Genomic DNA, 22,615 nt, shown 5'->3' on the forward strand with positions numbered 1-22,615 from the left:
TTATCCATTCATGCCCAACTGATGATAATTAATAATCGGAGACGGTGCTAGCGGTTAAGAAAAATGCTTTAAGCTGTTGTGCCAGCTCATCATCTGAAAGCGGATTGCGGTGGGTATTTTCCAAATAAATATATTTCTCCGTTTCCGGCATCAAATACTCCTTGTACCACAGGAAAAAATCAGGACTGTCCCCTTGCATGCGAATAAACCGCCGCAGCGTATCTACATGATTTACTGTACTCTGAATATTCGTAAGCCAATCGGCATGATAGAAACGATCCCATCTCCCATGCTCGGAGCCGCGCAATATGTCAAGGCCTTTCTCGTAACGCCACTTGGATTCCGACGCGTAGACGAAGGCAATCGGGTAATTCTGCTCGTTGAACGCGCTATAGGAACGGCACAGCCAATAAAATCCTTCGCAGCCCGATAAATGGATTGCGCCGTGGAACCGCAGCTGGTCAATTGCCCTGCGCTTATCGGTCGGACTAAGATTCTCCATAACAATGTCGCAGCGATTAAGCCAAGCACCCCAAGTTTGCATGCCCTTCTCCAACTTATTTTCAAACCGTTTGACTTGCTCTACAAACGGAACTTCGCCCACAGCCCAGAACAATCTCGAATCCGGCTGTTCTTCTTTGCCTTGCAGCCAATGTCCGATTATTTGTCTGGCTGGATGATGATAATATTCATCCCCGGCCAAGTCGTCTTCATGCGGTCCGTATGCAATCGTTGCTTCTGCATAGCTTCGGTACAATTCCTCTAACGCTTCGTGTTCAGAAGAATAATAGCTGTTAACAAATTCAGACAAATGTTTTTTGACGTCAATCGTGCCTGTATGCCACAGCTCCCGGATCACATCCAGCGCATACGCATGAGGCCTGATATTGCCGCAGTTAAGCAGCAAATACTCATTGGCCCCTGCACGGAAGGACGCCTCAATCTCCTGCTTTAAGAACGTCGCCGCTCCTGGGTACATCGTCAAATGATTAGAAGCCTGCAGATCATGGAACGTCACATGGTAATACAATCCATGCTTGCCTCCGTCATCCTCTGCCGGAAGCGAACAGACGCGATGATTTTGATTGTTATGTCTACGTGAAACCATTTTGCCGTAACCGTTATCCGCCCATACCTTGATCACGTCTTCAGGCAGATTTATATACCCGCCTTTGTATAATTCAGCTATTTCACCGTACAAGGCTACGCAGAATACCGGACTCGAAACGGCACGGCCAATCATATCATACTGCTTCCGTATTACTTTGCTTATCATCGCACCGCGTTTTTCCGATGTGTCGAAAGCAGGATCGTTCATCCAGAATGGCGCGTCTCCTTGACCACGGAACGACAGCACCCATAACACCTTTTTATCCTTTTGCTCATCGATGGCTTCCTGCCACAAGCTCTCAAACAACTCGGGCGCCTCCTGATAGCTCGCCGTTCTTCCAGGGAAAGCACGCAAAAACATCTCCGCGCCAAGCGGCTCCGCATGATGATGCGTCACCCATAAGCCCATCTCAGCGGCAAGCTCGTAATGGATTCCAGTTCTCGGCAAGTCGGTGCCCGGAATAACCATATTGCCCCCGCAGCGCAGAAGCGCTTCGAATACAGGCTCCCAAACCTCCCTTGATGGCGGGTATGCTTCTTTCCAGCCGATTAAGCACACTTCGTCATTAATGAACCACCCGCGATACCGTACCTTAGATGCGGGGGCATCATAGTCATGGCATGGGATGACGATTTCATTCCTTTGGATAATGGATTGATCGGCCCAATACCAGAACGGTTGAATGCCAAGGATGGTTCGACTAAATTCCAATATGCCGTACACGAGTCCCAGCTCATCTTGACCGATAATGCTCATTTGGGGGATGTTTCCATTCATGCGAAAACGAAAACAAAACGCTTCGGGGCGCTGTATACCACTATCTTGTCCTTCTGCCAGGCGGATAGAGAGCTCAGCCATTTCCGTCATATCCGTTACCAGCTCTGGCTTCTCGCCTAATACCGCTTCGAAGTCCCTGACTAACATCTTGAGCGCATGCTCCACCGGTGACGTCCGAGAGGAAGGGACTTGTATTTGCACCTTCCCCGTCAGCCGCAGCTGGCTATTTGCTAGATGATTCATTTGTCTGCCACCCTTTCTGCTTATACTCTAACTTGACTCGATGCTTTTCGTTTGGGTCTCCCGGTATTGTCCGGGGGACATTCCGACGATTTTTTTGAATACTCTTATAAACGAAGTAGCATTCGCGTAACCCATCATATCCGAGATCTCCTGCACGGTAACGTCCGAATCGCGAAGCAGGCGTTTAGCATAATCGATCCGCAGCCCGATAAGAAGATCACTAAAGTTCTGACCAATGTTCTCTTTAAAAAGCTGGCTTAAATATTTGGAGCTAATCTGGAATCGATCGCTAAGCAACGTTAAAGAAAGGTTTGGATCCATAAAATGTTCCGAAACAAAATCGCGGATTTGTCTCATGAGCGCATTGTGCCGACGGCTCTGAGAAAGCTCCGCGATATGCTGCGAGAGCTGTGCCAATGTCTCCAGAAAACGGTCTTCTAGCTGATGGAGCGTATCTGACTGCGCAACAGCGGCGATTAGTGCCGGCTTGACTTCCTGAAGCCAAAGCTTGACTGCTTCCGGCAGCGACCCTTCTATCTCGTATTCCAGATGAAAAATAAAATAATCCAACAGACGATTGACATCATCCTTGCGAAGTCGCTGAATGGACATTTCGTTAAAAAGACCCTTTAATTCATTGAGCCATTCGTTTTCCGACATGCGGAGCTCACGGACGATCGTACGAATCATTTCCAAATAAGAAAACCATTCGCTGTCCGATCTCCCCTTTACCTCGACCGAGTCAATAATTTGATTGACGCCAAATGACACTTTGCGGCTGACGGCCGCCATTGCATCATTAAACGAGCAACCGATTTCCGATTCGTCCTCCGCATGCGTTCCAACCCCGATCGTGACCGTAAAGTCAAGATGACTCTCCACCCACGACCTTATTTGTTCAGAGAGCTGCAGCATGTGATGCTCCAATGTTCCGCTTTCATTCGATATAAGAAGGATGACGAGTTGATTTTTCGATAACCATTCAACCACAATTCGAAGGGAGTTCTGCTCAGCGATCTCAACCGAGACGCTGCTGACGATAAACTTGAACAAGGATTGATCATTGGGACTATATTTCAAGGCAAATTGCCCGTAATGGTCTAGCTCTACCAACGCTACGATAAACTGTCCTCCTGACATCCCGAAGTACTCCCATTCCTGTTCCCATGCTCCCCGGTCTCCTTCATATTCGCCTTTCAACAACAATTGGAGGAACTGCTGTCTGCGAATGACCAGATGCTCCTGCTGCTGCTCTTGAAAAGCCATATTATTCGTGATTAAGCGTTCAATCGCCTGATCGATGAAGGAAAATTCAGTTTCCTTTTCTTTCGGATCGGATGCTTTAACGGATGATGAAAAGCGCTCGATTCGATGCATAATGGTTTCAATCGGTTTATAATTTCTTCTAGTGACGTAAAGGGTCGATCCTATGGCAAAAACGATGGCGCTAAGGCCGAGCAAGATCCAAACCGTACTCCCGTGAAACAGAAAATCAAATAGCTGACCGCCCTTGATGCTGATCCGATAGGTCCAGCCCGTATAATCCGAAACAATATCAGCACTTAATCGGTTCGTAGACATTGCCGAACGGTCATCTTTGAAGAATGAATGCCCTTGGGCGTCGTACAGCTCCGATTCCGTAATGTCAGGGTCGATCATTTGACCAATAAACGAATGCAAAGAAGAAAGCTTGACGTTAACAACCAAGTATCCAAGACTTCCGGAATCCCTTGGAATTTTAAACCCGAGAGAAGTGACTCTAGCCGCTGAATTCGTACCTATCGCTTCCCGCGGAGAGGACCAGACACCCATATATGGCTGTTTCAACGAGCTGCGGACATAGCTTTGGTCAGGAAACTGATCAAGCGGACGAATCGTGCTTTGATCGAGTACCCTGCTATCATTGGCACGATATAAATAGACGGAATCGATAAGTCCGTATCGAACGATTAGATTGCTAAGCAAGTTGGAAGCATCGAAGTCCGATGCCCGATCAGATGGACCGTCGAGAAATCGCTCCATATCCCCACCGCTCTCAATCATCTTCTGCGCATCAAAGGAAATGCCTTTGAGGGAGCTATCCACCATATTCGCAATATATTCTGCAGTCAGATCATTCGCCTGAATGGCATTGCGGACATGCAGCTGATTGATTATGGAGAAAAAAATAAAAATCAGCATGCTGACAGTCACGAACAGAATGGGGAGATATGAGAGCAGCATCCGTTTGATATAGTTGTTATTGACCTTCATTTTCCCCATCCTTTATGCATATTTACAAATACGGACAAACCCCATCCATGCAATGGGGTTTGTCTCTTGCAACGTTTTAGTTCTTCATATCCTTATAAGCCGCTCTGCGTTCATCAATAACCTCTTGGCCGCCCAGCTTTAAATATTCCTCGACATTGGAATCAAAAACCTTGTCGAATTGATCAGGTTTAGCTAGAATGCTCTTTACCACAGTTTCCTCGCCTTTGTCTTTCAACGTCTTGGCGTACTTGATCTCGGATTCAATCGGTCGGTCGAAACGAGGCAATGTAAAGCCGTCCTTTAATCCGTTAATAATCGTTTGCTTGGCAAGCTCGGTATAGCCAGGGAACGACAACGCCACTGCTTCTATATTTTTTTCCTGGGATCCGAAATCTTTGCCGTTAATAACGAGCGCAATATCGGCGTTATTATAGAACGTTTGCTTTGCTTCATCTGTTGTAATGGCTTTTGGCAGATCATTCTCCAGCGTATAATGCTGCCCTTCAAGCCCGTTTGTGAGCGTGAACAATACGTCGGGCTGCGACATCCAATCCAAATATTTAATCGCTTCCGCGGCATGCTTGCTCGTCTTCGGAATCATCATATGGATACCTGTCGGATCATAAATGCTTTTTGGTGTCTTGCCGTCTTGATTGGTGAATGGATCTATCGCGACGTATTCTGCGCCTGGAACGTTCTTCTTCATCGTATCGAATACGTTGCCGCCCTGCATTAAGCTAGGGTGGGCAGCCAATGCAGTGAAGGCTCCAACATAGCCGTTCGATACATCGCTTTCTAATTGCTTGCCGTCTTTGTCAAGCGCAAAATCCGGATTGATGAGGCCCTCTGTATATAACTTGTTTAGGAACTGCACGCCTTCTTTATAGCCTGGTTTGGCGAGTTCAGGGATATAGTTCGCCGATGACAGGGCATAGAAGTCTTCTTCTTCCATATTTTTAACGAACGAGCTAATCAGAACGCCGGGGCTAGTAATCGTCGTACCGTTTATCGCGCTGAAAGAGTAAGGAATGACTTTGCCAGCTGTTTGCCCCGGGTCCTTCTCCTTAAACGCTTTCATTGTATTGTAGAATGCCTCTGTCGTCGTTGGTACCGGCAGACCCAACTTGTCCAACCAGTCTTTTCGTATATAGGTGGATTGGGTAAACTGCAGCGTTCTCTTGGCGGGAATCGTATATTGCTTGCCGCTGAATACGCCATAACCGAGAACCACTTCGCCAAGAAACGTTTTCAAATTCGGGCCATTATCCTCAATGAGCTGATTAAGCTCGGTCAATCCCCCGTCATTGACATAATTGTATATGGTATTCATGTCGTAAGTAAATACAAGATCCGGTGCATCGCCAGTTGACATAAGCACGTTGAGTTTATCTACCTCTTGATTCCGAGGCACCGGCACGAATTCCAGCTTTATGTTGTTCGGATCGCCGAAGTTTTTCTGAATCCATTGCGTCCAAAAGTTATTGGTGACCGGACCGGCGCCCGCAGGTGCATTGCCCCGATCGAATACTTCTACCTTCAACGTTACTGGTTTTTGACTAGCGCCGTTGCCTTCAGCGCCAGAAGACTCTGAAGATCCATCATTATTAAACTTGGAGCACGCGGACAGCATGCTCGCCAGCAGCAATGCTACCGTAAATAACAATATCCATCTTCTTTGCTTTGCCTTCATGTTCAAACTCCCCTTTTCGTATCTTTTTGACTTTCCTCTATGTTAATCATCTCTGCAGATGCAGAGGGATAACCAATGGGTAGATTTAATTTGGTTATAGCATTGTCTATCATTGGAGCAACGGCCTTGTCCCCACGTTCATTAACCTTTTACAGCTCCGATCATAATACCCGAAACAAAATACCGCTGCAGCCAAGGATAGACGATTAGAATCGGTGCGGTTGCGAACATAATGCTTGCCGCTTTAATTCCCTCTGGTACGACATCGAGCTGCGCCGCCCCTTCCTGAGCCGTCAAATCCGTCACCATGCTGTTCATGACAATCTGGTACAGCTTCAGTTGAATGGGGTATAAATCCGCGTCAGTAATGTAGAAAAGGGCATCCATGTAGCCGTTCCATCTGGAGACTGCATAAAACAGGCTGAGCGTCGCAAGCACCGGTAATGAAAGCGGCAAAATGATTCGGAGCAGTGTTCCGATGTGCGAGCATCCGTCCAATTGCGCTGACTCCTCCAAGCTTGCTGGAATTGAAGTGAAAAACGTTCTTAAAATAATCAAATTAAAAGCGCTGATCATACCCGGTACAATAAGCGAGAACAAACTATCTAGCAGACCGAGCTCCTTAACGAGCAAATAATCGGGAATTAAGCCGCCACTGAAAAACATCGTGAATACGATGAGCAGCATGAAAAACGCTCTTCCCTTCAGACGCTCCTTTGTTAACGGATACGCTGCGCAAATGCTCATTACCATGCTGATTACCGCATAAACCACCGTAAGAAGGATGGTTAGTCCCATAGACCAAAGCATTCTCGAATCCGTGAATACGATCTCATACGCATGGAAGTCCCAGCCTCGAGGGAAAATCGTAACCTGGTTGGATAAAACCGCATGCTTTGAACTAAGTGAAATCGCAATGATATGCAAAAAAGGAAGAAGACAAATCAATAAAGCCACACTGACGATTAACATTATGACGATATCTGAAAGCCGTAATTTAGGGACTTTTCGCTTCATTGTAGTGATCATATCGCACCTCCTACCATAATCCTTGTTCGCCAGAACGCTTGGCAATCATGTTTGCCATTACGACGAAGAAAAGCCCTACCAATGCCTGGAACAACCCCATCGCCGTAGCCAATGAAAATTGTGCCGATTGCAGACCCACCTTATACACGAAGGTACTGATCACTTCCGCATAATCCATCACGAGCGGATTGCTCATAACGAATGGCCTCTCGAATCCAATGGTCATAATATGACCGAGCTGCATAATGAGCATGACAACGATTGTAGAACGAATGCCTGGCAATGTGATGTGCCAAATTTTCTTCAATCTGCCTGCCCCGTCAACCTCAGCCGCTTCGTATAAATCCTTATTAATGCCGGTTAGTGCAGCCAAATATATGATCGTTCCCCAGCCTGCGCTTTGCCAAATGCCAGTACCAAGATAAACAAGCAGCCAATTGTTTTTTTCCGTCAAGAACGGAATCGGGTCGATTCCAAGCGCGCCAATTAGATTGTTGACCAAGCCGCCGTTAGTGGAAAACATTTGATACACAAGCCCGCCAATAATAATCCATGATATAAAATGAGGCAAATACAATATGGTTTGAGCGGCTTTTTTGAACCAAACCACCCTAAGCTCATGCAGTAGAATAGCCAGCAGGATCGGTGCAGGAAATGAAAATATTAAATCGAGCAGGTTCAACAGCAGCGTATTCCTGACAACCTGATAGAACTGGCTCATTCCGAACAACTGCTTAAAGTTTTCGAACCCAACCCAAGCACTGCCAGTGACGCCTTTAAAAATGCTGTAATCCTGAAATGCGATCGCTGCACCGTACATCGGCACATACTTAAATAAAATAAAATACGAAATAGGGAGAATTAGCAGCAAATACAGCTGGTAGTCTTTCCAAGTCCCGGTTGCCATTCGACGACTCATATTTGCCCGTATCAATCTTGTCTTCCTTTGTGTCGAACTTTGATTCATGTGCATCCCTTCTCTCTATGACTTGCATATGTGATCGCATCTTCTCCTCGCATAGCTTTCTGGTGGAGAACGACTAACCACACTATACTTGGACACCATCGAGAGGCACAATAGACTAATTTCCGACTGCTATCCGAATTCCGAAACCCTTGCTGTGACTGGCGTTATCAGAATTCGGCTCGTCAGCGGAATGAAGTCGGGAGCAAGCAAAAGAGGGCATCCCATAAGCCATAGGCTGTAAGGAAACCCTCTCTATCCTATAAATTGATACCTACCAGCTAATCTCTTCCTTACGGCTTTTCCCCAATTAATCCCAACAAAAACATTTGAGAATAGGCGTATTCCTTGTACGTTTTCGATACACAGGAAGGAATTGTCAACTCAAGAATTATATTTTTCCATAAAACGTTTCGCGATAAATTGATTGGTCTCAAACAAATCGGCGGTCGGCTCGCCAGAGAATGGAATGCGAGGCATGTAATTGACCGGTCCAAACTCGGGAGTTACGGTTGTCACAGGCATGCCTGCTCGGGAACGATGCTGCCAAATCTCATCCCACCAGCCTTCGAATCTGGCAAGCTCCTCTGTATACTCAGGCGCAGCCGGATGCGGTACCTGAGGACCTTGCGTATATCCCACTCTTCCATGCGTGTGCAGCGTTCTCTTTATCATTAGGGCTAAATCTGCTTCTTGATCATGCAGCAGCGATTCGCAAACACAAGTAAAATGGCTGAAATCTGCCGTTATTTTTAATGCGGGAAATTGCCTAAGCAGCTTTGCGGTCGCACTCGGAGTAAACATTGCGCGCCCACGGTGGGTTTCATGCGCAACGGCTATACCAAGCTCTTCTTCCTTCCTCAAAGCAAAGGCAAATAAAGACAGCTGCTCTTCCTCTGACATATAATCTTTGCCGGTATGCGAATTTATGAAAACTGGTGAAAATGCCCGCGCTTGCTCTAATTGCTCCTGGAACGTTTCCTCATGATTGCCGTAAGTAAAGATCTGCGGTATGTATAATAGCTTGTATTCTTCCAGCAGCTCCTGAAACTCATTCTTGTCTTGATCCTGTGGAAGGGCTGTTTCAACACCTTGATAACCATGGTGGGCTGCACGCTCGAATTTCTCCCGCAATGAGCCTTCCATGCCCCAAAAAGCATGGAATAGTTGCAATTTCATTTGAATCCACCTTTCTTCATCTATCTCCTTACTACAAAAGGAAACCATATAAGTTGATAAGTATGATCTACTCGCGCAGCGCCTAGAACATAATTTTCTAGTTCTACTTATATTATTAGCTATCTTTCTCCATGCCCATAGGCAACATCATACCATTATCCATCCCCATCATCGTTACGCTGCTTGATTCTTCTTCTTCAGATGCCAAGTACACCTCTGTTCCGAATGCAGGCTCTGCGTAAGGTAGGCTAGTTTTCCCGCGGGCTAAAATTTGACGGTAATTCCCTGAATGGCCTTCGAATCCGTCATGGTCCCATGGCACCCACGAACGAGCGTTGCAATAATGACAAACATATGAGCGGCGATATCGGTCTTGTGTACGGTTCGGATAGGAGCGATGAAGCAAATGGGAATGGAAAAACAAAACATCTCCCGGACTTAGTGGAACGGGTATGGCTGGAGGATAATGGGCGACAACCTTAGAAAGCGTATTCACATTATCGTCCAAATGACTCACGTTTTGCACGCCGTTCAGATCTTCGAATGCATCCACCGCATGCACATTGCCTCCCCCCACGCCATCGGGAGGATAGATCGGTTCGTGGTTCGAACCGGGGACTACCCATAAACAGCCATTATCTTCATCGGCTTCCTCTAAGGCAATCCATGCTCCGATTAGCGTATCCGGATGCGTCTTAATATAACATGCATCCTGATGCCACCCTTGGCCGCCTTTTCCTGGAGGATTCAAAAAAAGCATGGATTGAAGAGCATATACATCCGGACCGACCAACGCCTCCGTAACATCGACAATTCGAGGGTTAAGCATCCCCCTCTCCGCTGCCGCGTTTAAACGAGACATCATATGGATCCGTGTCGCCTTTGCAAATTCCTCTTTGAGAGGATCTTGATTATCGGCATCTGCCTGCTTATCTAACTGCAGGCTACTAAGTCTTGATTGCTCAGCTAATTCATAGAGCTCTGCGATGTCTTCTTTTGACAATAGGTTTCGGACAATTAAGTAGCCTTCTCTATGATAATGGGAATATTCTTTCACGCTTACTAGATAGCGATTATTCCTTATACGTGATTTAGGTACGTAAAACTTACCCATCAGCCGGCTCACTCCCTACGTTGAGTTGCTTACCCGCTTATTGTAGCTTAATGCAGCAGCTCGCTCCATAGTTTAAAACCGGGAAATGATGTGTTTATTTGACCAAGGCATTCACCAAAATATTACGGTTCAAAGGATAAGATGTGTACGGGTCTACTACGGATACCGTGTGCCGGAACAATGGATCCTGACATCTTTTTATGTAATCCGAAGCCGTTATTCCACGAACTTTTTTATACATTTTCGAAAAATGGTGTTCATCCCTAAATCCGACCGAATAGGAGATTTGCTTCACTGTGCTTGAGCCTTTCATCATCAATAACTCAGCACGCCGAAATCGCAACTCCAGAAGCATCCGTTTTGGGGATATGCCTGTTGCAGTAACAAACATCCGTGTGAAGTATTCATGTGACCAGCCTGATGTTGAAGCAACCTCCTCTATCGTTACCGGATCTGTCAAATGCTCTTCCATATAGGTGATTGCATGTTGAATCGGAACTGGCAATGAGATCGTTTCTCCTTCGGCGACTTGGGCGGAAAAAGAAGAAAGTTCCTCTAGAGAAGCGGAAACCAATACGGAAAGCCTCCTGCGCCAATGCTCTGGCTGATGGTTCGCAATCCAAAGCATCTTCTCCATTAAGCCTGCTACGAGCATATGCCGCGCAGCCGGGAACATATGACCTTCACGGAGCAATGGCCCAAATCTATCGTCCGCTTCCCTTAAAGAGGCATAATCGAAATGTACGAACAAATGTCTTACGTTTTTTTTCGGCGCGAACCGGTAGGTATGCGATTCCCCGGGTCTGGTGAATATGAAGCACGGCTCATTAAGGACGAATAAGCTTCCGCCTATCTCGTATTCCGTTTGGGTACCATCGGGAAAGTAGACTAATTCGAAATCGTCAATTTCCCTGGGCCCGAGCACAAATCCGGCTTGAATCACGAAGTCTCCAGCATTATGTACAGAGGGCAAGTAGCTAAGCTCCTGTTCGCTCATGTTCTTCAGCTGCCTCTCTTTTGATTTATACTGACCCTTGTATTTTATCCGATTATCTTTTGCGGTGCCAACTTGTAGCCAAATAGGTGGACTCTAGTTCCCGCTTGGATCCGGCGCCTAGGCGTAGCCGGCCGCAAGCACATAACGAAGCGATTTGGTAAATGGCCTCGAAGATGAAAGATGAGAGAATTCAGAAGATTTACCCGTATTCCCCCTCATATTGACAACACGCCTAGGTGTCACTAGTATTTAAAGCATATAATAACGGACCGCCGAATCGCGGAATAAGGAATGATGAAATGGAATAAAAGAATGAACGAAACAGCGAAAAAGCTACCACGCTAAAGGATATCGCTGAGCAAACTGGATTTACGGTTAATACCGTTTCTCGTGCGCTTAAAAATAAAGAGGATATTTCCGCGTCCACCATCAAGCTTATCCAAAACAAAGCTCAAGAGCTCGGCTATATCGGCAATACGTTAGCCAGCTCACTTCGTTCGGGTATGACAAAAACAATTGCAGTAATCGTGGCCGATGTTTCGAATCCCCATTTCTCCATTGCTTTGAAAGAAATCGAAAAAGCAGCGAGAATGCAGGACTAAACGACGATCATTTTAAATTCTTATGAGGACCAAGACGCCGAGAAAAAAGCAATTCTGTCCGCTTTGTCCAAGAACGTAGACGGTATTATTATCTGTCCCTCGCAAGGAAATGACGATAATATGGAAATCCTTCAACGTAAGGGAACGCCTTTCGTGCTGCTCGGGCGCCATTTGGAGAATGAAACGATGGATTATGTCGTTAGCGATGATGAGAAAGGTGGCTATTTAGCTACCATGCACCTACTGGAACAAGGTCACATGGATATCCTGTTTCTGAATGCCCATCATACGATTTCTAGTGCTCGCGAACGGCTGGTTGGCTACAAGCGCGCATTGGAAGAGTACTGAAACCGAGTACGTAATAAAAATATGATGCTGTAAGCTTACTTCTCATCCTGTTCTCGCCCCTTCAAATTATGATATCGGGTATCCATGGATTCTTCCTCCAAAATGATACCGCTTACATTAAAAATGTTATCATATTCATTTGGAGCGGATAATGGATCACCCTTACATTTATAGTCTTACGATGACTATATCCACGCATATTTTGTCACAAAGGGAGTTTCTCTGTTATAGGCGGGGTTGATGAACCTCAAGGCTCCCTTGATAGTAGTTGCAATTGCATATCCCTCCGTAAAATTTCTGTATGAAGTTTATCATCCACTTCATACAACATAAAAAAGCCACCTTTAAAGGTGGCTTGCATTAACGGAAGAGATGGCGCACTCAACTTGACATTCCATCATGGAATAAAACGAAATTAATCAATCTGGCTATGTCTTTACATCAAGCTTAGATGGTCATGCTCTCCCCCTTCCACAAGCCGAAACAAACAATAAACACGCCCCCCGCCGAATTGCTTAGAATCAATTCGGCAAGTTGCGTGTAGCTTACTCCTAGAGTCCGCTTATAGGGGCTTTGAAACCACTTGTTCCACTTATTCCCATCCTTCTAAACCAAAACGGCGCTTACGGCGTTACCCGGATGGAATCCAGCAGCATGAATGTGCCCGATTTCTTCACCGCCTTAAGCGTATGGCTGCCATTTGTCAGGCCAGTCGCTTTATAAATGACCTGATTGGTCAGCCGCGTCGGATTGGCAGTGTTGACCGTGGTTTGCAGCACATTGTCCAAGTAGATGTCCACGTTGCCTTGCGAGACGTCCTTCTCCGTAATCAACTCTACGCCAGTTCCTGTGAAGGAGAATTGGAAGTAGTCGTTATTTGTTTGGGTGAAGTGGACGTCGTTGTTGAAGTCCCCGAATCCGCGGTTGCCGTTAAGCGACCATGAGCCCGTGTAGGAGATGCCGGCATCCGTATTATTGTATTGCTTCTGGCTGCTCTTGAACCGCAGTTGATCGAGCAGCATGTACGTGCCCGATTTCTTAACGACTTTGATGGTATGCGAGCCGCTTGCAAGCCCGTCGATGCTATACACGGTTTGTGCGGCTAATCGCGTGGCGTTGTACGTATTGACGGTTTGCTTGAAGACGTTGTCGATGTAGATATCGATATTGCCTTGGGAAGCCTCCTTCTCGGTGACGAGGTCAATGCCCGTTCCGTTAAACGTGTATTGGAAATAATCGTTGTTCGTCTGCGTGTAGTGGACGTCGTCCTGATAATCGCCGTAGCCTCTGGCGCTGCTCGTCGTCCACGTACCCGTATACGTTACGCCGGGATCCGTATCGTTCACGAGAATCGGCGAGGGCACGCTGAACTGCAATTTGTCCACTAGCATGAAGGTACCCGATTTCTTGACGGCTTTTATCGTATGCGGACCATTGGAAAGGCCCGTAATGCTGTAGACGGTCTGCTGTGCCTGTCGGGTCGCGTTATAGGTGTTGACCGTTTGTTTAAAGACGTTGTCAACGTATATGTCGATATTGCCCTGGGAAGAATCTTTCTCCGTAATGAGATCAATGCCTGTGCCCCGGAAAGTGTATTCAAACGCGTCGTTATTCGTCTGCGTGTAATGGACATCGTCCCCGTAGTCGCCAAACCCCCGGCTGTAGCTACGCTGCCACGCGCCTGTATATTTCATGCCGGTGTCGTCGTCGTTCACCGAAACGGAGCCGCCCGTCGCTGTCACTTTGAGGAGCCGGGAAGCATGTGCGGGCAAATTGACGGAGCTATAGCCGGTATTAAACGACCCGAGATCGCTGTGGGTCCACAAATCCCGAACCGTCGCGGCGCCGTTCAGTCCGATGTCGCTCCAGTTCACAGAGACTGTCGCGGCGGTACTGCCTAGATTGAACAAGCCAACGGTATACGTGCCATCCCCGTTATTGGCATACCACGCCTGTTGATTCGAAGCGATAGATACCGGATGGGCTGGCCGGCCCGCTTGGTTCACGGCAATAACTTCGTCATTCGTGAGCAAGGAGAGTCCGAAAGCGTCCAAATTGGTCAAGTCGTTGCCTGTGTAGAGCTGCGCCGATGACATCGCCCATAACGACATGGCGGTCCTCCGTTCATCCTGCGTCAAGCCGTCCATGGAGCCGTTCCCGACATTGAGCGAATCGAAGTCGTTCCAGCCGCCGGGTCCCGCATCGCGCCACCAGATCGCGGCCTTCGGGAACAGCCTGTCGATGTTCGCCCAGGCCGTCAGCGCGGTGTTGGTGCAATAGCATTCAACGTCCCAATCCACGCGCCAGCCGTTGGCATATTGTTTCCACGTGTCGACGTAGTTGTGGTCCAGCGCCCAAGAAAGCTCGAACCAAATATTGTGCGCGCTCAGCGCCTGCGACCAGGCAGCGACGTCGCCGCGCGAGTCGATTGAAGTGTCGTTGTGTCCGGAGCCCGGAGTGACGCTGTCGAATTTCACGAAGTCGACTCCCCAAGCAGCGAATAAGTCGGCAATCGAATTGATGTAGCTCTGCGCGCACGAGTTGCCGAAATCAATCTTATAGCCCAAATTCCAATAGTCCGCCGTCCTCAGCGGCTGAGCCGCGATGTCCTGCATCGAACAGCCGGGTGCGCCGTAGATTGGCAGATCGGCGTTATATGCCTGCGGCGAAATGCCCGGAATCATATAGAGGCCGAACTTCTGCCCGTTCGCATGCACGTAATTGATCAGCGACGTGAATCCGCCAGGATACAGCGTGGTGCTCGGAACCGGTCTGCCGTAGCCATCAATGCCGCCGTTCCAGCCTGCGTCAATATTGATGTAATTGTAGCCGTGCGATTGCAGGTTCGCATGCATGGCGTCGGACTGCGCCTTGATCTGCGTTTCGTTAATCCAAGCGGGATTGCCGGAGTACACTTGCATGCTGTAGCTGCTCCAGCCCATTAGCGGCTTGAGCGCAAGCCCGTTGTTGGCCGCGTTTGCGGTCTGTTTCCCTGGGATCGCGAAGCCCGCGAATGCCAGCCATAATGCAAATGCGAGATAGCCAGTTCTTCTTAATGCCGTCTTCATCAATTCATCTCCTTTATAATGGACGTGCGCGAATCAAGAGCGAGCGCCGCGGGCGAGGAGCAGAAGTTATGTAAAATGATAGCGCTTTCTTTGATCCGATCATAGCGGATTGCCGAAGCCGCGAACAAGGTACAATTAGGCATATTCAGGTACAACTTTCCATTTTTTCGTGATATTCAGCAGTTTATCCAGCAACTCGGCGGCTCGAAATATCGCGACCCGTATCGCAAGCTTTGTTAGAACTTTATTAACTGATGTTCAACGCAAACAAACAAATATATAATAATGATTAACTTTTCATAAACCCTTTCAGGAAATAGTTTGCATGAGTATTGCCAATTCAGACCATAATTAGTACGATCACACATCAGAAAGCAGGTAGTAAATGGAGTTTTTAATTTCCTTTTTAGCGTTAATTGCCGTCATTGTTATTGCTACCGTACTTAATAAAAAATATCCCAAAATACCGTTAGCTTTGTTTCAAATTGTTTTAGGCGCGCTCGTATCCTGGCTTCCGCTGCATATTTCCCTTGCATTTGAACCTGAGGTATTTATGATCTGCCTGATCGCTCCCCTGCTGTTCGGCGATGCCCGCGTCATCTCGCGCAAAGAACTTTGGACTTACAAGAAACCGATTCTAATGCTGGCAATTGGGCTCGTCATCATTACCGTTGTTGGGCTTGGCTACTTTATCCATCTCTTGCTTCCCTCTCTGCCTCTTGCAGCAGCCTTCGCTCTCGCCGCTGTATTATCGCCGACGGATGCGGTCGCGGTTAAGTCGATTACGAAAGGGCTCACTTTGCCGAAAGGCTTGATGTCCATTCTAGAGGGAGAGTCCTTGCTGAACGATGCGGCAGGCATCGTCTCCTTTAAGGTCGCTCTGGCTGTCGTGCTAACCAGTGTCTTCTCCATTCAGTCGGCGGCACTGAACTTTGCGTTTGTATCGATTGGAGGTTTTTTTGCCGGCCTCGTTCTCGGGTTTCTATTCGTAAAGCTAAGACTTACCCTTCGGCAGCGCGGATTTGAAGAAGTCAACTCGCTGGTCGCGATTCAGCTGGTTACTCCCTTCATCATCTTTATCATTGCGGAGGAGCTATCCGTGTCCGGTATCTTGGCTGTCGTTGCTGCAGGAATCATCCATGGCATCGAGAGGGACAGGCTGCAGCAGACATCGACCAAAATCCAACTCACGTCCATAACGACATGGTCTGTGCTGGGTTACATTTTAAACGGATTTGTCTTTGTTCTGCTTGGCTTTCTGCTGCCCGAAGTGCTTCAAGGTTTGATTGAAAGCAAAGAGATCACCATCGGTAAGGCGCTCGGATTGACCTTTATTATCGCAATATGCCTCTTTCTCATTCGTTACTTATGGATCTTCTTGCTCTATCGTAACTTTGCCGCGCGTGAAACGGATTCCCGAGGAAAAAGATTGAAGGCTAAGCTGGGCTCCAAGGGCCGCTACGCATTCTTGGCAGCGACTTGCGGCATTCACGGAACGATTACGCTGGCTACCGCATTGTCCGTTCCTTTTGAAATTTCGGAGGGCACTCCCTTTCCGCTTCGCAATACCTTTTTATTTATAGCCTCTGGCGTCATTCTGATCAGCTTAGTTTTTGCGACGGTCGTACTGCCTTTCATCAGCAGAAATTCGGAGGAGAAGGAAGCAGAGGAAATGCCGCTAACGGCGGAGGATGCACATAAGCTTATTATTAAAAAAACGATTCAGCACCTAAAGGCCGAATACTCTCCCAGTCAGCCCGGAGCCACTGCAAAGGTTATTGCCGATTTGGAAGAACAGCTGCGCTATATCAAAACAGGCAAGGCACTTCAATATTCCAGCTCCAAAATTAAAGAATTTCAACGCATCGGGCGCGAGGCCGAGCTGGACAAGCTGAATCAAATGATTGAAGAGGGGCTTTTGTCCCCGCAATTGAAGGTGCTGTTCCCGCTTTTCCATCAGCCGCAGGAGCTGTTTACGCTTCGCTCTATTTTCAGAAAGCTGTGGTACAACTTCAAAATGTACTGGATCAAACGCAATCTGAAGCGGCTGGATCAGGTCGATCCTTCATCGGATTTGTACAAAAAAGCAAAAGAAGCCAAGGATTTAATCGTGGAGTTAAAAGGTGTAGAGGACAAGCTGCAGCAAGCTGCCGTTGAAAAAATCCGAAGCCTGGCCGCAGAGGATGACCGATTCGAAGCGATGCTCGTCATTCGGCACTATAGCCGCCGAGTCGAGCAAGCCAAAGCCAATAAAATGGATAGCGAGCAATTCCAGCACGAAGTCAAAAGCATCCAGCTGAGGAGCATTCAAGTCAAACGCGACCAGATTCAAGAGCTGGAGGAAACGAAACAAATCTCTTCCGAAATGGTTTTTGAGCTGCTGCAGACAATCAACTTCGACGAAATGCTGCTGCTGGATAACGGCGAGGAATAAGGATGAATGCAAAGAGGTTCTGGATTATATTTTCAGAACCTCTTTGCGTTCAGACAAGCATGTCGGGACTTCTCTACTAGTCATTCGATTTTATGTGCTCTACAAATGGGCTAACTAGCGCCATCCGCTCTGCCGCCTCATATTAATTGCACTAAGTGATTAAATCCTGTCTTAGCGGAGTAAAGGTGTCCAGCAGCTTGCTCTTTTGAAGGGCACGGCAGCCATGCTCGGCAAGACTTGGAATATAAATCGTATCTCCAGCTGCTATGACCGTTTTCTCGCCATTAATCGTAAATTCCAGCTGCCCCTCTAAACAATAGGATAACTGCTCGTGCACATGGCTATGCAGATACCCTTCCGCACCCTCCTCGAAATGAACCTCCATCATCATGATCGTCTCGCCAGGCGCGAAAATTTTGCGCTTGACGCCCGGCTCGGCATTTTCCCATACGTTTATTCGGCTCATGAAGCACTCTCCTCTTCTATTCCATTAAACCATTTCAAATATATTGCGTCTTATTCTCGCATCGATTAAAGGTCAGTTCATATCCGTTCGAAGCAGAAAGCGTAAGGGTAGATCGGTCAAATACAGGAGAAAGCTCCTCGCAATAGCGCATGAAGCGGCTCAGGCTTTTAAACTCTTCTTTGGAGCCACATTGGCATAAATAGGCCGTTTGGCTGCCATATACCCGATATTCGCACTCAAACAAAAGACCGTTAAAAGGCACTTTGATGTCACTGCTCCAAATAGCTGCATAACCGTCATCCTTTTGACCGAACAACCACGAGCCTACCTGTGATACCGTATCAAATTTGCTTTTCGGGAAAAAGAGATGCGTGAACGAAACCGGGTGGTCTTCACCAATATCATAGACGGCTCCAAGCAGCTGGCCCTGCTGCTTAATCGCAGGCATGATGCCGTTCCCGTACCAATATCCCGGGCGCATGCCTCCATCATCTGACATCTCGCCTGGATGGTTCGTGAACACTACCGTATCATTATCCAGCGCGGCATACCACATATGCTGCTGATAGCCCTGCACGCCCGGTTCAAAGCGGGAGGTGCCGTGAAAACGCTCGTTAAAAGATTTGATATAATCATTGGATTCGATGTCGGCTTCGTCATCAAAGCTTATATTTTCCCAATAGGCCGGAAGCTCATCCGATCTCGGCGACTGCACGGAGGTAAGCATGTAATCCTTATGCTTTTTGAGCTTTATCCACGCGTTTCCTGTCTGATATCCCTTCTCCAAAGGCTCATTCATTAGACCGAGTAACGAATCTGGCAGCCGATACTTGCTGTTCATTAGGAAAACCATCCATTCACTGTTGCCGATTGGCGCTTTTTCATCCAGCAAACTTATTATGGATTGTGCCGCTTGGGTAAATGGCAGAATCACGGAACGGTATATTCTAGCCTGCGGCGCAATGATAGACCCGCGGAAAGTATGCCATGCAAAGGTTTCCAGCATCTTATCGACTAACCGGGCGGCTCGGGATGATTCCTCTTCCTCCATATAATCGACTACGTTCAGTAATGCACCTAGCGTCACGCACATATAATCCGTGCTTAGAAACTCCTCAAAGCCGTAATCCTCGATATCTTCCAGCCATTGCTGAATTCTAGCCTTAGCCACCTTGCTCACTTCCACCCCTGTGCGCCCTGACCTTGGGAAATTCTGATCCGGGTATTCGCGGCCTGCCATATAAGCGCATATATAGAACATTAACGCATGATTCTCGCTCCAAAAGCACATCCCGTCCGAGCCGTTCTCGGTCATCCAGTACCGGTAGTTCAGAATCGCTTGTTCTGCACGCCCAGATAGGACAGTGTTCAGCTTGTGGGACTGCATCAGGCGAAGCAATCCTGCTAGGAAAAAGTCCGAGCAATCTTCCCTTCTCTCTATTTGTTCCAATGCCTGTTCGATGTGAGCTTCATCATGTGCCGCCTTCTGCCCGAGCTCCCAGCGTGCTAGCACATAGAACAAGCCGAATCGCAGCGGCTTGAACGTTTGGCCAGCGCCCATACCCGCGAGCTCCTCGTACATTCTACTGCTTCGTTCCGAGAATGCTGCTGAATCTAGATAAACGGGCTTGTGGTTTTGCAGCAATTCGATTTTGCGTGACAGCTTTTTTTGTCCAATCTCTCCGTATACGAAGGCCATCAGCCCGTCCTCTTGTACGTCAATAAAGCTCAAGCCGCTAATATCCGTACGCTGCCCGTCATGCTGAAGATCACGATAAGCCAAATAGACGGGACAAGGCGGATTCGCAGGAAGGTGAATTCGCCTTCCGCTCATTTCGATTCCGGATAACCAGTGGTCCAGCGCGAGAAACGGCTGCACATTCTCCAGGTCAGGTAGCGAGGTATCGATCAAGTCCCACTTGTCCAATAATTGAACGCCGAATATGTTCCGGGTATCTCGCACCGCCAAATTTTGCATGCGAATCGTTAAAGCGTTATACCCTTTTTGAAGCATCAAGGTGATTTCTTTCTTGACGATCGGCTTGTACACCGGCTCCGTAACGGAGCATACCTTAATGTCGCCAAGCCACACATCAACGGCTGCGTATGTCCAAATCACTGCCCGTACCCTAATCGCTTCCTTTGCAACCAGTCCCGCAGATGCCAGCAGCTCGACTTTTTGCGGCGTGACCGAAAACTGACTAATGTTCACGAAACCGCTGCGCGGATAATAATACTCCCAAGGAAGTCCCAATTCGCTCTGGCTGCCTATTCGAATCTGATCGGATGGGGCAGGCATATCCCTTTCCGCAACGATGGATCTCAAATATTTCTCATAGCGAATCTGGTTTTTATCTGTTTTATCCGCTATAAAAGGCGTTAATTTCGGTCCTGATATGAGATAATGAGAAATAAATCCGTTGAAGCCCTCCACAGCCTTCACCTCCGTTGAATTCATTCAGGCATCACAAAACGGGTATGTCGATCCGCTCTTTTCAAGCTAAGCATGGGCGGATTCCAATCATCCAATTGGATGCTCCACTCTGCAGGCTGCCACTCGCCGCTTCCTTGACGAGGCCTCATTACGGTAATAAACCAGGTTCCCTCATTCGATGTCATCAAGCTCTGAAACACCTTCAGCGGCTGCATCGTCATCGGTAGAACAGATTCCCAGCTATCCTCCACGTCCACGGACATCGATTCGGGCCCAAAAACCAGCATCTCGCATGTAATGGGCGAATCTTTTCCCATCAGGCGGCTGCCAATTGCGTAATAGAGAGCTGACTCGGCGCCTGCTTGCTTCTCCACCTTCCAATCCAGCAGCCTGGTATGAAGCCGGTGCTGAAACGTATGCTCTCCCGTTCCAGTCAGACGATCGTAAATGACCCATTCGCCGCTTTCTAGGAACCAAACGGCGCGCCGATGCTTAATGCCGCGCACTTCGTAGCCGTCATGCTCTGCACAAATCATTTGCTGATCCGGTTCCCACGCGAGCAAAGTAACATTCGCCTCAGGCATTCCCCAGCTCTGCGTTCGCAAATATGGCGTTTGGTCCTGCCCGTCGACAAGAACGGTATTATGCGCAGATGTGCTTTTGAAATAACGTCTCCACGGGTTTTCCATGTACGTATAAGTGCCTGGGTCTACAAATAACGCTTCTCCGAATGCGCACCACTCGAAGGAAAGGGCATCCGCATGCCCATGCGGCCCGCCCATAGCAGCAGCGTCAAAGATCAGCTTCTGCTCGCTGTTGCCCAGCCCGTAATATCCCGCTTCCGGGAAAGAAAAGGGCAGCTTCGCGGCTGGCAGCTTCCCTTCTCCCCGTGCGGCAAGAAGCTGCTTTATCGCATCTGGGCCGACCGTCCAGAACTGCTCATGCAACTGCTCGGCAAGCATGAATTCCGGTATATTCATATAAAGCGCTGCCGCATTAAGATCAGGCGGATGCGTGGCATACGAATCCGCGAATGGCGCCATGCTGCCGTCCTGCCTCGTCATGCAACTCGCGAAGCGTACCATTCCCGCCACAATCCGCTCGTATTCGGCGGAGAACGCAAGGCCGCGCTTTTGCAGCATGACCGCACAATCGACAAACAGCTCAAGCGATACCATATGGTAATGCGGAGTAAGCTCGGAATGGACGCCATCGGACAGCACCTGCACGCGAATGCAATCCTCCAGCCGCTCAATCGCCTTGTTGCGCCATTCCGGACTTTCCTCCCATGAAATAAACGTAAGACCCGCGCTAAGCAATCCGATCATATGCATGATCGAATGATTGATTTCGATGCTTGCCGTGTAGGTCGATAGGAACCACGCATGCTCCTTCACCGAATCAAAAAACCGCTGTTCCAATTCACCTGTCCAGCTCGTTGACCCATGGAAGAAATGATAGGCATAGACCCATTGCCGCAGTCTCAGCCCCGTCTCCAGCAGCCGCCATGGACCCGGTCTTTGGAAATAGGCGAGCTCCTCCGCAGGCACACCGCGCGGACATGGCTGGGTGTCGATCCATCCCGTAATATGCGCTATAGCTCTAGCTGCATATTTCTCGTTGCCTGTGCACGCGTAAGCGATGCCTAAGCTGCGAAGATGCTTGAATCGATTAATGCCCCACGTAAATTCCTTGTCCCCGGTAGGATTATGAAGCCAGTCGATAGGATCGCCTAAGTCGATATTCAAGTTTTTCCAAACCAGGCGGTTTCCTGTACACCAACGGTCTGCCTCCGCAATCGCTTCCAATGCGTTCGCGGGAAATTGCCGATTAAATTGCTCTCCCCATTCCCTCCTCTGCCCGATGGTGAAAAATAAATGATCCATCCCTATCCCGCTCCTCTTCG

General features: G+C 48.1%; 15 protein-coding genes. 3 read left to right on the plus strand and 12 right to left on the minus strand.

Going from position 1 to position 22,615, the window contains the following annotated elements; translation table 11 throughout:
* Positions 1-28 precede the first annotated feature (28 nt).
* The 8 genes from AC0YN3_RS24815 to AC0YN3_RS24850 all read right to left on the minus strand — a co-directional run bounded on the left by AC0YN3_RS24815 (position 29) and on the right by AC0YN3_RS24850 (position 11,357).
* On the minus strand, positions 29-2,131 hold the full coding sequence (locus AC0YN3_RS24815; RefSeq protein ID WP_475777613.1) for a glycosyl hydrolase 115 family protein: 2,103 nt from the start codon (positions 2,129-2,131) through the stop codon (positions 29-31).
* A 27-nt stretch (positions 2,132-2,158) separates the two neighbouring features.
* Positions 2,159-4,384, minus strand: a complete 2,226-nt coding sequence (locus AC0YN3_RS24820) for a helix-turn-helix domain-containing protein (protein ID WP_475777614.1) — start codon at positions 4,382-4,384, stop codon at positions 2,159-2,161.
* Between the two features lie 76 nt (positions 4,385-4,460).
* Positions 4,461-6,074 carry an extracellular solute-binding protein gene (locus AC0YN3_RS24825; protein ID WP_475777615.1) on the minus strand — a complete coding sequence of 538 codons (1,614 nt, stop codon included), beginning with the start codon at positions 6,072-6,074 and terminating at the stop codon, positions 4,461-4,463.
* Between the two features lie 141 nt (positions 6,075-6,215).
* On the minus strand, positions 6,216-7,103 hold the full coding sequence (locus AC0YN3_RS24830) for a carbohydrate ABC transporter permease (protein ID WP_475777616.1): 888 nt from the start codon (positions 7,101-7,103) through the stop codon (positions 6,216-6,218).
* A 10-nt stretch (positions 7,104-7,113) separates the two neighbouring features.
* The gene (locus tag AC0YN3_RS24835; protein WP_475777617.1) at positions 7,114-8,070 is read right to left on the minus strand and encodes an ABC transporter permease; all 957 of its coding nucleotides are present in this window, start codon (positions 8,068-8,070) and stop codon (positions 7,114-7,116) included.
* Positions 8,071-8,451: 381 nt separating this feature from the next.
* Positions 8,452-9,246 carry a sugar phosphate isomerase/epimerase family protein gene (locus AC0YN3_RS24840; protein ID WP_475777618.1) on the minus strand — a complete coding sequence of 265 codons (795 nt, stop codon included), beginning with the start codon at positions 9,244-9,246 and terminating at the stop codon, positions 8,452-8,454.
* A gap of 115 nt (positions 9,247-9,361) precedes the next feature.
* Positions 9,362-10,360 (minus strand): phytanoyl-CoA dioxygenase family protein, encoded by a 999-nt coding sequence (locus AC0YN3_RS24845; protein WP_475777619.1) that lies wholly within the window; start codon positions 10,358-10,360, stop codon positions 9,362-9,364.
* Positions 10,361-10,454: 94 nt separating this feature from the next.
* Positions 10,455-11,357 carry a helix-turn-helix domain-containing protein gene (locus tag AC0YN3_RS24850; protein WP_475777620.1) on the minus strand — a complete coding sequence of 301 codons (903 nt, stop codon included), beginning with the start codon at positions 11,355-11,357 and terminating at the stop codon, positions 10,455-10,457.
* 350 nt (positions 11,358-11,707) lie between these two features.
* Between AC0YN3_RS24850 and AC0YN3_RS24855 the strand changes: the two genes are divergently transcribed.
* The gene (locus AC0YN3_RS24855; RefSeq protein WP_475777704.1) at positions 11,708-11,959 is read left to right on the plus strand and encodes a LacI family DNA-binding transcriptional regulator; all 252 of its coding nucleotides are present in this window, start codon (positions 11,708-11,710) and stop codon (positions 11,957-11,959) included.
* Between the two features lie 9 nt (positions 11,960-11,968).
* Positions 11,969-12,307: a substrate-binding domain-containing protein gene (locus tag AC0YN3_RS24860; RefSeq protein ID WP_475777705.1), complete on the plus strand. Its 339-nt coding sequence runs from the start codon at positions 11,969-11,971 to the stop codon at positions 12,305-12,307.
* A 623-nt stretch (positions 12,308-12,930) separates the two neighbouring features.
* On the opposite strand, the gene AC0YN3_RS24865 is transcribed toward AC0YN3_RS24860, so the two are convergent.
* Positions 12,931-15,375: a glycoside hydrolase family 27 protein gene (locus tag AC0YN3_RS24865; RefSeq protein WP_475777621.1), complete on the minus strand. Its 2,445-nt coding sequence runs from the start codon at positions 15,373-15,375 to the stop codon at positions 12,931-12,933.
* Between the two features lie 385 nt (positions 15,376-15,760).
* Between AC0YN3_RS24865 and AC0YN3_RS24870 the strand changes: the two genes are divergently transcribed.
* Entirely contained in the window at positions 15,761-17,809 is a 2,049-nt protein-coding gene (locus tag AC0YN3_RS24870; RefSeq protein ID WP_475777622.1) for a Na+/H+ antiporter, read from the plus strand.
* 151 nt (positions 17,810-17,960) lie between these two features.
* Here the strand turns inward: AC0YN3_RS24870 and AC0YN3_RS24875 are convergent, their stop codons facing one another.
* Genes AC0YN3_RS24875 through AC0YN3_RS24885 form a run of 3 tightly spaced genes read right to left on the minus strand, consistent with a single transcriptional unit; the run spans position 17,961 to position 22,595 of the window.
* Positions 17,961-18,275 carry a cupin domain-containing protein gene (locus AC0YN3_RS24875; protein ID WP_475777623.1) on the minus strand — a complete coding sequence of 105 codons (315 nt, stop codon included), beginning with the start codon at positions 18,273-18,275 and terminating at the stop codon, positions 17,961-17,963.
* A 34-nt stretch (positions 18,276-18,309) separates the two neighbouring features.
* Entirely contained in the window at positions 18,310-20,733 is a 2,424-nt protein-coding gene (locus AC0YN3_RS24880) for a hypothetical protein (protein WP_475777624.1), read from the minus strand.
* Positions 20,730-22,595, minus strand: coding sequence for a heparinase II/III family protein (locus AC0YN3_RS24885; protein WP_475777625.1), 1,866 nt, complete (start codon positions 22,593-22,595; stop codon positions 20,730-20,732). The genes AC0YN3_RS24880 and AC0YN3_RS24885 overlap by 4 nt, the downstream gene beginning before the upstream one ends.
* Between the last annotated feature and the right edge of the window lie 20 nt (positions 22,596-22,615).

Source organism: Paenibacillus sp. J22R232 (assembly GCF_056269165.1).

What these genes read in the sequence shown, in the direction of transcription:
- AC0YN3_RS24870 (WP_475777622.1), top strand. Translation starts at nt 15,761, where the DNA reads ATGGAGTTTTTAATTTCCTTTTTAGCGTTAATTGCCGTCATTGTTATT.
- AC0YN3_RS24830 (WP_475777616.1), bottom strand. Translation starts at nt 7,103, where the DNA reads ATGATCACTACAATGAAGCGAAAAGTCCCTAAATTACGGCTTTCAGAT.
- AC0YN3_RS24835 (WP_475777617.1), bottom strand. Translation starts at nt 8,070, where the DNA reads ATGAATCAAAGTTCGACACAAAGGAAGACAAGATTGATACGGGCAAAT.
- AC0YN3_RS24885 (WP_475777625.1), bottom strand. Translation starts at nt 22,595, where the DNA reads ATGGATCATTTATTTTTCACCATCGGGCAGAGGAGGGAATGGGGAGAG.
- AC0YN3_RS24815 (WP_475777613.1), bottom strand. Translation starts at nt 2,131, where the DNA reads ATGAATCATCTAGCAAATAGCCAGCTGCGGCTGACGGGGAAGGTGCAA.
- AC0YN3_RS24880 (WP_475777624.1), bottom strand. Translation starts at nt 20,733, where the DNA reads ATGAATTCAACGGAGGTGAAGGCTGTGGAGGGCTTCAACGGATTTATT.
- AC0YN3_RS24875 (WP_475777623.1), bottom strand. Translation starts at nt 18,275, where the DNA reads ATGAGCCGAATAAACGTATGGGAAAATGCCGAGCCGGGCGTCAAGCGC.
- AC0YN3_RS24825 (WP_475777615.1), bottom strand. Translation starts at nt 6,074, where the DNA reads ATGAAGGCAAAGCAAAGAAGATGGATATTGTTATTTACGGTAGCATTG.
- AC0YN3_RS24850 (WP_475777620.1), bottom strand. Translation starts at nt 11,357, where the DNA reads ATGAGCGAACAGGAGCTTAGCTACTTGCCCTCTGTACATAATGCTGGA.
- AC0YN3_RS24820 (WP_475777614.1), bottom strand. Translation starts at nt 4,384, where the DNA reads ATGAAGGTCAATAACAACTATATCAAACGGATGCTGCTCTCATATCTC.
- AC0YN3_RS24845 (WP_475777619.1), bottom strand. Translation starts at nt 10,360, where the DNA reads ATGGGTAAGTTTTACGTACCTAAATCACGTATAAGGAATAATCGCTAT.
- AC0YN3_RS24840 (WP_475777618.1), bottom strand. Translation starts at nt 9,246, where the DNA reads ATGAAATTGCAACTATTCCATGCTTTTTGGGGCATGGAAGGCTCATTG.
- AC0YN3_RS24865 (WP_475777621.1), bottom strand. Translation starts at nt 15,375, where the DNA reads ATGAAGACGGCATTAAGAAGAACTGGCTATCTCGCATTTGCATTATGG.